The following is a 12,766-nucleotide window of genomic DNA, read 5'->3' on the forward strand; positions in this document are numbered from 1 at the left end:
CCGGATTGTTAAAGAGCAATATCTTAAACACGACTCGAAAGTCATCTTTAAGATATTCAGTGATAATGTCTTTCACTCATTATCGGTATGGCGTCCCCAAGGGGATTCGAACCCCTGTTACAGCCGTGAAAGGGCAGTGTCCTGGGCCTCTAGACGATGGGGACTCTGGTACTACTGTTGCTCGTTAATTTCTATCAGACAATCTGTGTGAGCACTACGCGGGTTTGTATCTTTTAGGTAAGGAGGTGATCCAACCGCAGGTTCCCCTACGGTTACCTTGTTACGACTTCACCCCAGTCATGAATCACAAAGTGGTAAGCGCCCTCCCGAAGGTTAAGCTACCTACTTCTTTTGCAACCCACTCCCATGGTGTGACGGGCGGTGTGTACAAGGCCCGGGAACGTATTCACCGTAGCATTCTGATCTACGATTACTAGCGATTCCGACTTCATGGAGTCGAGTTGCAGACTCCAATCCGGACTACGACGCACTTTATGAGGTCCGCTTGCTCTCGCGAGGTCGCTTCTCTTTGTATGCGCCATTGTAGCACGTGTGTAGCCCTACTCGTAAGGGCCATGATGACTTGACGTCATCCCCACCTTCCTCCAGTTTATCACTGGCAGTCTCCTTTGAGTTCCCGGCCGAACCGCTGGCAACAAAGGATAAGGGTTGCGCTCGTTGCGGGACTTAACCCAACATTTCACAACACGAGCTGACGACAGCCATGCAGCACCTGTCTCAGAGTTCCCGAAGGCACCAATCCATCTCTGGAAAGTTCTCTGGATGTCAAGAGTAGGTAAGGTTCTTCGCGTTGCATCGAATTAAACCACATGCTCCACCGCTTGTGCGGGCCCCCGTCAATTCATTTGAGTTTTAACCTTGCGGCCGTACTCCCCAGGCGGTCGACTTAACGCGTTAGCTCCGGAAGCCACGCCTCAAGGGCACAACCTCCAAGTCGACATCGTTTACGGCGTGGACTACCAGGGTATCTAATCCTGTTTGCTCCCCACGCTTTCGCACCTGAGCGTCAGTCTTTGTCCAGGGGGCCGCCTTCGCCACCGGTATTCCTCCAGATCTCTACGCATTTCACCGCTACACCTGGAATTCTACCCCCCTCTACAAGACTCAAGCTTGCCAGTTTCGAATGCAGTTCCCAGGTTGAGCCCGGGGATTTCACATCCGACTTAACAAACCGCCTGCGTGCGCTTTACGCCCAGTAATTCCGATTAACGCTTGCACCCTCCGTATTACCGCGGCTGCTGGCACGGAGTTAGCCGGTGCTTCTTCTGCGAGTAACGTCAATCACTGAGGTTATTAACCTCAATGCCTTCCTCCTCGCTGAAAGTGCTTTACAACCCGAAGGCCTTCTTCACACACGCGGCATGGCTGCATCAGGCTTGCGCCCATTGTGCAATATTCCCCACTGCTGCCTCCCGTAGGAGTCTGGACCGTGTCTCAGTTCCAGTGTGGCTGGTCATCCTCTCAGACCAGCTAGGGATCGTCGCCTAGGTGAGCCATTACCCCACCTACTAGCTAATCCCATCTGGGTTCATCCGATGGCAAGAGGCCCGAAGGTCCCCCTCTTTGGTCTTGCGACGTTATGCGGTATTAGCTACCGTTTCCAGTAGTTATCCCCCTCCATCAGGCAGATCCCCAGACATTACTCACCCGTCCGCCGCTCGTCAGCAAAGTAGCAAGCTACTCCCTGTTACCGCTCGACTTGCATGTGTTAGGCCTGCCGCCAGCGTTCAATCTGAGCCATGATCAAACTCTTCAATTTAAAAGTGTTTGATGCTCAAAGAATTAAAACTGTTTATAAAATCAGTAGTCACTCTTCAAGACTTGATATTTTTTTGCATCCGAAGATGCTGAGATATCAATCCTGCGAGTGCCCACACAGATTGTCTGATAAATTGTTAAAGAGCAGTGAGTTACGCGCTTTCGCTTGCTAACTCGAGGTGGCGTATATTACGCTTTCCTCTTTCAGAGTCAAGCGTTTATTTTCGCTTTCGTCTGACTGACTACCGGGTTGTTAAGCCGCTTTCGAAGCCGCTTTGCCGTGTCAGTGGAGGCGCATTATAGGGAGTTCTCAGAGCCTGACAACCCCTAATTTGAAAAAAATGTTTAAGCGTCGCTTTTTTGCTCAGAATCGCCCTGAAGTGCCAGTTTTTCGAGCTTTTCGAAGCCATAACGTTGTAAAACGGGCATTAATTGCGCAGTCTCGGGCGTAAACGCCATACAATAAGCAATATTCTGATCCGCTGAAGAAGCATCGGGTGCTTCATGCTCCAACAACCAAACGGTGCGCCTTGCAATTGCGGCCCCGGAATCAATCATCCTTGTACCTTCCGGCAATACTGCCAGCAGCTCTTCCTGTAATAGAGGGAAGTGGGTGCAGCCCAGCACGACGGTATCCGGCGGCTCGGCCATACGCAGCCACGGGCGCAAGATCCTGCGCAACTCGTCCAGCGATACCGGCTCACCGTGCAGCTTCGCCTCGGCTAACTCCACCAGCTCCGCTGAACCCAGCATTTCAATTTTGCACTCTGTGGCAAACCGAGAAATTAGCTCATGAGTATAAGGACGCTTTACCGTGCCGCGTGTTGCAAGCAGCCCCACCACGCCGTTCGTCGTCAGGCGGGCGGCCGGTTTGATGGCAGGCACAACGCCAACTACCGGGAAGCCAAACTTTTCACGTAACGCAGGGAGAGATACGGTGCTTGCGGTATTACAAGCGATAACGGCAAGAGCCAGAGGATATTGTTGCTGTACGGCAGTGACTATCGATACGACTCGCTCGACGATGAACTCTTCGCTTTTTTCACCGTAAGGAAACGCCACATTGTCGAAAGCGTAGATGTAATGGAGATTCGGCAAAAGCTGCCGAATCTCATTGTAGACGGACAGCCCACCGACGCCGGAGTCAAAAACCAGCACGGTGGGATGTGCATCAGAAGGTGTAGCTGCCAGACAAGTAGTATTCCCGTCCTGCAGTATGGTAGCCATAAACCGTCTCGTAATCTTTATCGAACAGGTTAGCTATTCTACCACGAACGGTCAGTTGTGACGTGACTGGATATGACAAGGCAACGTCCCACAGGCTCACACCGCCCATTTTCACCGTTTGACCGGTGTTGTAGTCGGTGTCGTAACGTGACCCCAGGTAATGATACGTTACGCTCCAGTCCAAATCGTAAAGCTGCCAGTCAAGCTGGTACTTCGCCTGTTGCTTAGCGCGGCGGGCCAGCGGTGCATCGGTCAGGCCGTTACGGGCATCAACATAGTCATAGCTGATACTATGCTGTACAGGCCCGGTATCGAAGGAAGCCGTACCTTCAATCCCTTTAATATTGGCCTTGCCGACGTTGTAATAGCTCAGCGTGTTATTGTTGAAGTCGATCAGGTTATCAATAAGGTTGCGATAACCAGAAACGCGCCAGTTCACACCCGAGGTCAGACCTTCAAATGCCCCTTCCCACTGGCGGCTTTCTTCTGGATTCAGATTTCTGTTCCCGTAGAAACCAAACAGCTGCCCCTGGTTTGGCGCCTTAAAGGCGGTGCCGTAGGATGCAATAAAGCGATAGCCCTCTACGAATTCCCATGCGGCGCTGCTCTGCCAGGTCCCGTGATTGCCAAACTCAGAGTTATCATCATTACGTGCAGCGCCTTCGAAGGTGAAATCACCCAGTTTTTGCAGCGCGGTCAGATAGACACCGGTATTACGCTGGTCGTAGCCGTTGGTTACGTAGTTGGTGCCCGGCTCGGTACTCTGCTTCTGCCAGTCAACGCCCGCACCTACGTTCCCGGCCCCGACATCAACGGAGTTAGTCCACTGCAGGTTGTACTGCTTAATTTCGTCGAGAGTGGCGCTGGAGTCGTAGCGGCCAAGGCGCGGGTCGAAGTTGTAATCTTTGCTGTGGCCGTAGCTGGAGATCAGCTGTGAATGGAATATATCGTTATTAAAGCGCAGCCCGGTATCCCAGGTCTGGCTGTAGAGCTGTCGGGTATCCACCAGCTGATTCGGCGTGAAGCTGCTGTAGAAACCGTCATAAGCCGTGCGATTGTCGTAGCCGTAGCCGCGCACAAAGCCGCTCCACTGCTCAGAGAAATTATGCTCAAGCGCTCCGTACAGGGATTTGCTCATAAAGCCGTCGCGGTCAGGCTGGCGCAGGCCGCCGGTATTGCCATCCGCAACTACATCAAAGCCTTTGGTATACTCATAGTTACCCGCCAGGGTCACTCGCGTATTTTCTCCAAGCTTTTGCTGGGTGCTGGCATCATAGTTCTGGTAGCCATTCGATCCCATTCCCGCAGTCAGCGTCGTGCCGTCTTTATCCCGCGTGGTAATGATGTTGATAACCCCGCCGATCGCATCAGAACCATAGACTGCTGAACGAGGCCCGCGAATGTACTCCACGCGCTGGACCAGAGAAACAGGGATTTGGCTGAGGTCGGAAGAGCCGGTCACTCCGGCCTGATTGAGGCGGATACCGTCGATAAGCACCAGCACGTGGCTGGAGTTAGTCCCGCGAACAAACACGGAGGAAAACTGGCCAAGTCCGCCGCTCTGCGCAATATCAACGCCAGGCAGGCGACGCATCACGTCGGTCAGTGATTTTGACTGCCAGCGGTCGATGTCTTCGCGCGTCACCACAGAGTTCGGCGCCAGCACGCTGTTCACCGGCTGCTGAAAACGGTTAGCCGTTACCATCAGGGTATTATCGTTGTTGCTGTCCTGCGCCCAAACTGAAAAAGCCGTTGCGGACAGAGCCGACAACAGCGAAACCTTCTTTATCATCATTTATATAAGCATCCGCTTTCGAATAGGATGCCGCAGATATGGCAGATAGCACGCGATAGCCATATCACTTGCGACGTCATTCCGGCAGGTCTTCGGGCTTGGGGGCTTTATTGAGATGAGGACTTCCCGCTTATATATAGAAAGCAGTGTCTGCGTTATGCATTCATCTCGCCGTTCCTTACCGCTGCGCGTCAGCCCCAGAATTGCACTGGGTTCCCTTTTAACTCTCAGGAGGCCGGAAAAGCCATGCTACCGTTAGGCTTATAAAGATGTCCAGACTTCCCGCAGAACTTCTTATACCGATCGGGCTGGACATCGTGAGTTGAATCCCTACAATCGCCGCGTAGTTTATATTCACGTATTCATTGACCGACTGGATAGCTTGCCATGACCCCTGAACACCTCCCGACAGATCAGTACGACGCGCAATTGGCGGAAAAAGTCACTCGCCTGCAAGGCATGATGGCACCCTTTGCCGCGCCTGCCCCGGAGGTATTCCGTTCACCGGTAAGCCACTACCGTATGCGGGCAGAGTTTCGTATCTGGCATGAAGGCGACGACCTTTACCACATCATGTTCGACCAGCAGACCAAAAGCCGCATCCGCGTAAACAGCTTTCCGGCCGCAAGCGAGCTCATTAATGCCCTGATGCCCGCCATGCTCGACGGTGTGCGCGATATCCCGGCTCTGCGCCACAAACTGTTCCAGATTGACTATCTCACCACCCTGAGCAATCAGGCGGTAGTTTCTCTGCTTTACCACCGTAAGCTGGACGACGAGTGGCAGCTGCATGCTCAGGCGCTACGCGACAGCCTCCGTGCACGCGGTTTTAACGTGCACTTGATTGGTCGGGCGACCAAAACCAAGATTGAGCTGGACCAGGACTTCATCGATGAACGCCTGCCCGTCGCGGGCAAAGAGATGATTTATCGTCAGGTTGAAAACAGCTTTACCCAACCAAACGCGGCGATGAATATTCAAATGCTGGAATGGGCGCTGAACGCCACCCAACACTCCAGCGGTGACCTACTCGAGCTGTATTGCGGCAACGGCAACTTCTCTTTAGCGCTGGCGCGTAACTTTAATCGCGTGCTGGCGACGGAAATCGCTAAGCCATCGGTGGCGGCAGCGCAGTACAATATTGCGGCCAATAACATCGACAACGTGCAGATTATCCGCATGGCGGCCGAAGAGTTTACCCAGGCGATGAACGGCGTCAGGGAATTTAATCGCCTGCAGGGCATAGACCTGAAGAGCTATCAGTGTGAAACCATCTTTGTCGATCCGCCGCGCAGCGGCCTCGATGCGGACACGGTGAAAATGGTGCAGGCATACCCAAATATTCTCTACATCTCCTGCAATCCGCAAACGCTTTGTGAGAACCTCGAAACGCTGTCTCAAACTCACGAGGTGGCAAGGCTTGCGCTGTTCGATCAGTTCCCCTACACGCACCATATGGAGTGCGGCGTGCTGCTCACTCGCAAATAAAAAAAGGACGCCACGGCGTCCTTCTCTCTTTTGTTTTTCTGATTACTCAGAAGTTTCCGGCTTGCGGGTTCTCAGCTTAAACATGATCCAGAACAGCACCACCACCGAAAGAATCGAAGGCAGGAAGTTTGAGCCAATAGCCGGGTACTCCACGCGAACAACCGAGCTATAAAGCAGCACGCCCAGCACAAAACAGGCGGCGGCAAGGCTTGGCAGGCCTACCGGCATCGTGCGGTTAAGATAGCGGTGATGCAGGCAATAAACCGTCAGCACCAGCGCAATTATCGGGAAAATCGAGAACGGCACTACCGAGCTAAACAGCGCGGCAAAAGATCCGTTAATCGACAGGCCAGCGACAAACGCCAGCACCAGCGTACCTCTATCTTGCAACTGTTTCATTGCTCGTCCTTCACTCTTCGGAAAATTGAGCAAGCGCCATTTTTTCTTGTTCCCGGCGATACCAGTAGTAAGCCCCTTTCGAGATCATACGCAGCTGGAGCACCAGTCGCTCTTCGAGCTGACGACGCTGATCGATATCAACGTCCAGCGCTTCGGCGCCCGCACTAAAAACAATCGTGACCATCGCTTCTGCCTGCGCTTCGGTGAAGCTGCGGGGCATGCGGTTTTCGAGTTCTAAATAATCGGCAAGTTCCGCAATGAAGTGCTGAATTTCACGCGCTACCGCGGCACGAAAAGCCGCCGAGGTTCCCGAACGCTCGCGCAGCAGCAGCCTGAAGGCGTTGGGATTATTGCCGATGAATTCCATAAAGGTTGAGACCGACGTGCGGATAACGCTGCCGCCTTTTGCGATGCGCTGACGTGCCTGCCGCATCAGCTGGCGCAGCATCAGGCCACTCTCATCTACCATGGTAAGACCGAGTTCATCAACATCGCGAAAATGGCGATAAAATGATGTTGGAGCGATACCGGCTTCGCGGGCAACCTCTCGCAGGCTCAGGCTGGCAAAGCTTCTTTCGGCGCTTAGCTGGCTAAACGCGGCTTCTACCAAAGAACGCCGTGTTCTCTCTTTTTGTTGCGCTCTTACACCCATTATATTGCCTGAATCCTTCAAACAGAGCTGGAACTATATCAGAGAATCAAGCTACCGCTTTTATAGTGTATTGTGAATGATTGTTTACGCGATATTAACGCGCTGTAACGGTAAAAAGCACAACGGTAATTGGGTAATTCCCCGGTTGATGTTACCATCGTGTTGCCTTTATGTATAAAAACAGGTAAGTCATACCATGCCACAAACCTACGATTATGACGCAATAGTGATTGGTTCCGGTCCCGGGGGCGAAGGTGCTGCCATGGGTCTGGTGAAACAGGGAGCCAGGGTAGCGGTGATTGAGCGCTACCATAATGTCGGCGGCGGTTGCACCCACTGGGGCACCATTCCTTCGAAAGCCCTCCGACACGCCGTCAGCCGCATCATTGAATTCAATCAAAACCCGTTATACAGCGACCATACTCACCTTCTCCGTTCCTCTTTTGCCGATATCCTTAACCACGCTGATAGCGTGATTAACCAGCAAACCCGCATGCGCCAGGGCTTTTACGAGCGCAACCGCTGCGAGATGTTGCAGGGCGATGCGCATTTTGTTGATGAGCATACCATCGCATTGCAATGCCACGATGGTTCGGTAGAAACCTATACCGCCGAGAAGTTTGTTATTGCATGCGGCTCGCGTCCATACCGCCCGCCGGAAGTCGATTTCACCCACCCGCGAATCTACGACAGCGACTCCATTCTCAGCCTGCATCATGAACCGCGCCATGTGATCATTTATGGCGCGGGGGTCATCGGCTGCGAATATGCTTCTATCTTCCGCGGAATGAACGTAAAAGTTGACTTGATCAACACCCGTGACCGCCTGCTCGCCTTCCTCGATCAGGAGATGTCAGACTCGCTCTCCTACCACTTCTGGAACAGCGGCGTGGTGATTCGCCACAACGAAGAGTTCGAGAAGATTGAAGGCGTGGACGATGGCGTAATTGTCTCCCTGAAATCCGGCAAAAAAGTGAAGGCAGATTGCCTGCTGTACGCCAACGGACGTACCGGGAACACGGATTCGCTGGCGCTGGAAAATATCGGTCTCGAAGCCGACAGCCGCGGGCTTATCAAGGTCAACAGCATGTACCAGACCGCGCTACCGCACATTTACGCAGTGGGCGACGTTATTGGCTACCCAAGTCTGGCCTCTGCGGCCTACGACCAGGGGCGCATTGCGGCTCAGGCGTTGGTCAAAGGTGAGGCGACCGGCCATCTGGTAGAAGATATCCCAACCGGGATTTACACCATTCCTGAAATCAGCTCGGTGGGTAAAACCGAACAGCAGCTGACCTCAATGAAAGTGCCTTACGAAGTGGGCCGCGCGCAGTTCAAGCATTTAGCGCGAGCGCAAATTGTCGGCATGAACGTGGGGACGCTGAAGATCCTGTTCCACCGTGAAACAAAAGAGATTCTGGGGATCCACTGCTTTGGCGAGCGCGCGGCCGAAATCATTCACATCGGCCAGGCGATAATGGAGCAGAAAGGTGGCGGTAACACTATCGAATACTTCGTTAACACCACCTTCAACTACCCGACAATGGCGGAAGCCTACCGGGTAGCGGCGCTAAACGGCTTAAATCGCCTGTTTTAACGCCGAATCGAAATGGCCATCCATCTGCGTGCGGATGGCCTCTGCCAGCTGCTCATAGCGGCCGCGCAGCGGTGAACCCGGACGATAAACCAGGCCAACGGTACGCCGTGGTTCTGGTTTATAACATGGCAGATAGACTACGCCGTCGCGCTGGCGTTCCTGCGGTACGGCAAGCGCCGGCAGCAGCGTGATACCGCTCCCCGCGGCAACCATGTTGCGCAGCGTTTCCAGACTGGTGGCACGGAAATGGGTATCTTCATCCGCTCCGGCTTCAAAACAGAAGCCCATAGCCTGGTCGCGCAGGCAGTGGCCGTCTTCCAGCATCAGCAGTTTTTCACCGGCCAGGTCAGACATCGGCACGCGGTCGCGGTTCGCCCACGGGTGATCCTGATAAACCGCCAGTACCATCGGCTCGTCAAACAGCGGCACTTCAATAAAGGCTTCACTCTCTTTCACCAGCGCCAGAATCGCACAGTCGAGCTTGCCGCTATCGAGCTGCGCCAGCAGCTGATGGGTCTGCGCTTCGTGCAGATACATTTCCAGCTTCGGGAAAGTCTGGTGCAGCATCGGAATAATTTGCGGCAGCAGATAAGGCCCGACGGTCGGGATCAGGCCGATATGCAGCGGACCAGACATCGCTTCGCCCTGCTGGCTCGCCATCTCCTTCAGCACTTTAACTTCACGCAGAACGGTACGCGCCTGATCAACCAGCAATAAACCTGCCTGGGTGAATAACACTTTGCGGCTGGTACGCTCCAGCAGCATTACGCCCAGCTCATCTTCCAGCTTGCGGATCTGGCCGCTCAGCGTGGGCTGACTAACGTGACAAGAATCCGCCGCGCGGCGAAAGTGGCGGTGCTCGGCCAGCGCCACCAGGTATTCAAGATCTCGAATATTCATTATCCATCCTCCTGCGCCACGATAGTTCATGGCGATAGATAGCATAGCAACGAACGATTATCCCTATCAAGCGATGTTGATGAATAATAGCCAGCAACAGCAGGTGCTTCACTCTACCTTACCCGGAAACGAAGCACCTGTTGCAGAGACTCTCTGTTCTCTGAACCTGACGAATTATTAAAGCCAACGTGAACTTTTAGCGGACATTATGTCCGCTTTTTTTTGTTCAAAATCTGAAGGGAGATTTGAAAGGAACTTACACCAGACGCTGTTTAGCCTCGGCAATCGCCAGAGCAACCTGAGTCGGCGAAACGCCGCCTTTTGCAGCTCGCTTATCCAGGCACGACTGAAGCGACAGAATCGGATAAACATCGTCGCTAATTACCGGGCTGAATTTCTGTAAATCAGCCAGCGTCAGAGCTTCCAGCGCTTTCCCCTGCTTAATGGCCTCAACCACCGCTTCACCCACGATATGGTGAGCTTCACGGAACGGCACGCCTTTAGCAACCAGGTAATCAGCCAGTTCCGTCGCATTGGCATAGCCTTGCTCTGCGGCTTCTTTGCAACGCGGGCGCTTCACCTGAATGCCGTCCAGCACCAGTACCGACATATGCAGGCAATCGAGCCAGGTGTCGAGCGCGTCGAACAGGCCTTCTTTGTCTTCCTGCATATCTTTGTTATACGCCAGCGGCAGACCTTTCAGGGTCATCATCATGCCGGTCAATGCGCCCTGCACGCGGCCACATTTGCCGCGGATAAGCTCCAGAGCATCCGGGTTTTTCTTCTGCGGCATCAGTGAAGAACCGGAAGTCACGCGGTCAGACAGCTCAACAAAACCGGCTTCCCCGGTGTTGAAGAAAATAAGATCTTCTGCAAAACGGGACAGGTGAACCATGCCGATAGAAGCATCAGACAGCAGCTCCAGAACATGATCGCGGTCGGAAACGCTATCGAGGCTATTGCGGGTCGCAGAAGCAAAACCTAACCAACCGGCCAGCTGCTCGCGGTCAATCTCATAGGCCGTTCCCGCCAGCGCGCCGCTGCCCAGCGGGCTAACGTCGAGCCGGGTCAGAGTACTTTGCAGGCGGCTTTCATCACGCGCCAGCATCTCAACGTATGCCAGGCACCAGTGGGCAAACGTTACCGGCTGCGCGCGTTGCAGGTGCGTATAGCCCGGCATTACGGCATCCTGGTTTGCGTCGGCAGTTTCCACCAGCGCCTGCTGCAGATGGCGAGTTGCCGCCAGCAGTTCGCTAATTTGCATTTTGCACCACAGCTTCAGGTCGGTCGCGACCTGGTCGTTGCGGCTGCGGCCGGTGTGGAGTTTTTTACCCAGCGCGCCCACCTTGTCGATAAGCTTGCCTTCCACCCAGCTATGAATATCTTCCGCATCGCTCTCGAGAATAACCTGCGGATTGGACTGCACTTCTTCCAGCAGCACGTTCAGCGCCTGCTCAAGCTGAACTTGCTCAGCCGCAGTCAGCACGCCCACGGTGACCAACGCTTTGGACCAGGCGACGGAACCTACGATGTCTTGCTCAGCCAGGCGGTAGTCAAAGCGTAAAGAGTCATTGAACTGCTTAAACCGCTGGTCTGCTGCCTGAGTAAAACGCCCACCCCAAAGTGCCATAGTCATGCTCCATTACATTATTGATGTTCATTGCCCCTCACCCTCTCCCCATACGGGGAAAGAGTGAGGGTAAAAAATTACTTCTTAAGTTCGTTCAGCGCACGGATACGTGAAGAGAGCGAGAACAGGCGGATAAAGCCGCCAGCGTGGCTGTGATCGTATACTTCATCTTCGCCAAAGGTAGCGAACTCTTCGCTGTAGAGGCTGTTCTGAGATTTTTTCTGAACCGCAGTCACCTGGCCTTTGTACAGCTGAAGCACAACTTCGCCATTCACCTCTTCCGCCAGCGACTCGGCAGAAGCCTGCAGAGATTTACGCAGCGGCGCAAACCAGCGGCCATCGTACACCACGTAGGACATTTCCAGGCCCAACTGCTCACGCCATTTGAAGGAATCACGATCCAGCACCAGCTGCTCAACGCCGCGCAGAGCGGCCATCATGATAGTGCCCCCTGGGGTTTCATAGCAGCCGCGGGATTTAATCCCCACCAGGCGGTTTTCTACGATATCGATACGGCCAATACCGTGTTTAGAACCGATAGCATTCAGCGCTTCCAGGCACTTGAACGGGCTCATAGCTTCGCCGTTAACGGCAACAACTTTGCCCTGCTTGACGGTAACGCTCACCTGCTCGGCCTGGTCCGGGGCTTCCTGCGGGTCAACGGTCCACACCCAGCAATCTTTGTTCGGGGCATTCCACGGGCTTTCCAGCACGCCGCCTTCGGTGGAGATATGCCACGCATTCTCGTCACGGCTGTAGATTTTTTCCAGCGACGCGGTGGTCGGAATATCACGCTCTTTCAGGTAGTCGAGCAGCGCTTCACGGGAACGCAGGTTCCACTCACGCCACGGTGCTACTACTTTCAGGTGCGGAGCCAGCGCCGCCCATGTTGACTCAAAACGTACCTGGTCATTACCTTTGCCGGTCGCGCCGTGGCACAGCGCATCAGCACCGACTTTGTTTGCCACATCCACCAGCACCCTGGCGATCAGCGGGCGAGCCATAGAAGTGCCCAGCAGGTAGCTTCCCTCATACAGCGCACCGGTCTGCAATACCGGATAAACATAGTCGCTGATGAACTCTTCACGCGCATCCACCACGTAGCACTCGGAAGCGCCGGAGCGCAGCGCCTTCTGCTCAACGCCTTTCAGATCTTCACGATCCTGGCCGATGTCCACTACGCAGGCGACAACGTCGCAGCCGCCGTAGTTTTCTTTAAGCCATGGAATGATGGCTGAAGTGTCGAGGCCGCCAGAGTATGCGAGAACGATTTTTTTGATGCCGTGATTTTGCATTGTC

At 54.1% G+C, this 12,766-nt stretch carries 9 protein-coding genes, 1 tRNA gene, 1 rRNA gene and 1 riboswitch; of the genes, 2 read left to right on the forward strand and 9 right to left on the reverse strand.

Going from position 1 to position 12,766, the window contains the following annotated elements:
- Positions 1–88 precede the first annotated feature (88 nt).
- The 4 genes from FOC35_RS08205 to btuB form a co-directional block, all read right to left on the reverse strand.
- A tRNA-Glu gene (locus FOC35_RS08205) sits at positions 89–164 on the reverse strand.
- Between the two features lie 74 nt (positions 165–238).
- Positions 239–1,780, reverse strand: a 16S ribosomal RNA gene (locus FOC35_RS08210).
- A 344-nt stretch (positions 1,781–2,124) separates the two neighbouring features.
- Positions 2,125–3,006, reverse strand: coding sequence for a glutamate racemase (murI, locus tag FOC35_RS08215; RefSeq protein ID WP_071704125.1), 882 nt, complete (start codon positions 3,004–3,006; stop codon positions 2,125–2,127).
- Complete coding sequence (gene btuB, locus FOC35_RS08220) at positions 2,951–4,798, reverse strand: TonB-dependent vitamin B12 receptor BtuB (protein ID WP_172570338.1); 1,848 nt, start codon at positions 4,796–4,798, stop codon at positions 2,951–2,953. Before btuB ends, murI begins: the two co-directional genes overlap by 56 nt.
- A gap of 68 nt (positions 4,799–4,866) precedes the next feature.
- A riboswitch (cobalamin riboswitch) is annotated at positions 4,867–5,056 on the reverse strand.
- Positions 5,057–5,188: 132 nt separating this feature from the next.
- Here btuB and trmA point away from each other — a divergent pair.
- On the forward strand, positions 5,189–6,289 hold the full coding sequence (trmA, locus tag FOC35_RS08225) for a tRNA (uridine(54)-C5)-methyltransferase TrmA (RefSeq protein ID WP_172568642.1): 1,101 nt from the start codon (positions 5,189–5,191) through the stop codon (positions 6,287–6,289).
- A 42-nt stretch (positions 6,290–6,331) separates the two neighbouring features.
- Here the strand turns inward: trmA and FOC35_RS08230 are convergent, their stop codons facing one another.
- Positions 6,332–6,688, reverse strand: a complete 357-nt coding sequence (locus FOC35_RS08230; protein WP_016538949.1) for a YijD family membrane protein — start codon at positions 6,686–6,688, stop codon at positions 6,332–6,334.
- A gap of 10 nt (positions 6,689–6,698) precedes the next feature.
- The gene (gene fabR / locus FOC35_RS08235) at positions 6,699–7,340 is read right to left on the reverse strand and encodes an HTH-type transcriptional repressor FabR (protein WP_039899028.1); all 642 of its coding nucleotides are present in this window, start codon (positions 7,338–7,340) and stop codon (positions 6,699–6,701) included.
- Between the two features lie 196 nt (positions 7,341–7,536).
- Here fabR and sthA point away from each other — a divergent pair, with 196 nt between their 5' ends.
- Entirely contained in the window at positions 7,537–8,937 is a 1,401-nt protein-coding gene (gene sthA / locus FOC35_RS08240) for a Si-specific NAD(P)(+) transhydrogenase (protein WP_016538947.1), read from the forward strand.
- On the opposite strand, the gene oxyR is transcribed toward sthA, so the two are convergent.
- The 3 genes from oxyR to FOC35_RS08255 all read right to left on the reverse strand — a co-directional run bounded on the left by oxyR (position 8,920) and on the right by FOC35_RS08255 (position 12,762).
- The gene (gene oxyR, locus FOC35_RS08245; RefSeq protein WP_172568643.1) at positions 8,920–9,837 is read right to left on the reverse strand and encodes a DNA-binding transcriptional regulator OxyR; all 918 of its coding nucleotides are present in this window, start codon (positions 9,835–9,837) and stop codon (positions 8,920–8,922) included. The genes sthA and oxyR overlap by 18 nt on opposite strands.
- 256 nt (positions 9,838–10,093) lie before the next feature.
- The gene (gene argH, locus FOC35_RS08250; RefSeq protein WP_039899024.1) at positions 10,094–11,467 is read right to left on the reverse strand and encodes an argininosuccinate lyase; all 1,374 of its coding nucleotides are present in this window, start codon (positions 11,465–11,467) and stop codon (positions 10,094–10,096) included.
- Positions 11,468–11,544: 77 nt separating this feature from the next.
- On the reverse strand, positions 11,545–12,762 hold the full coding sequence (locus FOC35_RS08255) for an argininosuccinate synthase (RefSeq protein WP_172568644.1): 1,218 nt from the start codon (positions 12,760–12,762) through the stop codon (positions 11,545–11,547).
- Positions 12,763–12,766 lie beyond the last annotated feature (4 nt).

Origin of the sequence: Cedecea sp. FDAARGOS_727 (assembly GCF_012273235.1) — a bacterium.
In the GTDB taxonomy this organism is placed as follows: Bacteria; Pseudomonadota; Gammaproteobacteria; order Enterobacterales; family Enterobacteriaceae; genus Cedecea; species Cedecea davisae.

Excerpts from the sequence above, each read along its gene's own strand:
- murI (WP_071704125.1), bottom strand. The coding sequence starts at position 3,006 with ATGGCTACCATACTGCAGGACGGGAATACTACTTGTCTGGCAGCTACA.
- btuB (WP_172570338.1), bottom strand. The coding sequence starts at position 4,798 with ATGATAAAGAAGGTTTCGCTGTTGTCGGCTCTGTCCGCAACGGCTTTT.
- trmA (WP_172568642.1), top strand. The coding sequence starts at position 5,189 with ATGACCCCTGAACACCTCCCGACAGATCAGTACGACGCGCAATTGGCG.
- FOC35_RS08230 (WP_016538949.1), bottom strand. The coding sequence starts at position 6,688 with ATGAAACAGTTGCAAGATAGAGGTACGCTGGTGCTGGCGTTTGTCGCT.
- fabR (WP_039899028.1), bottom strand. The coding sequence starts at position 7,340 with ATGGGTGTAAGAGCGCAACAAAAAGAGAGAACACGGCGTTCTTTGGTA.
- sthA (WP_016538947.1), top strand. The coding sequence starts at position 7,537 with ATGCCACAAACCTACGATTATGACGCAATAGTGATTGGTTCCGGTCCC.
- oxyR (WP_172568643.1), bottom strand. The coding sequence starts at position 9,837 with ATGAATATTCGAGATCTTGAATACCTGGTGGCGCTGGCCGAGCACCGC.
- argH (WP_039899024.1), bottom strand. The coding sequence starts at position 11,467 with ATGGCACTTTGGGGTGGGCGTTTTACTCAGGCAGCAGACCAGCGGTTT.
- FOC35_RS08255 (WP_172568644.1), bottom strand. The coding sequence starts at position 12,762 with ATGCAAAATCACGGCATCAAAAAAATCGTTCTCGCATACTCTGGCGGC.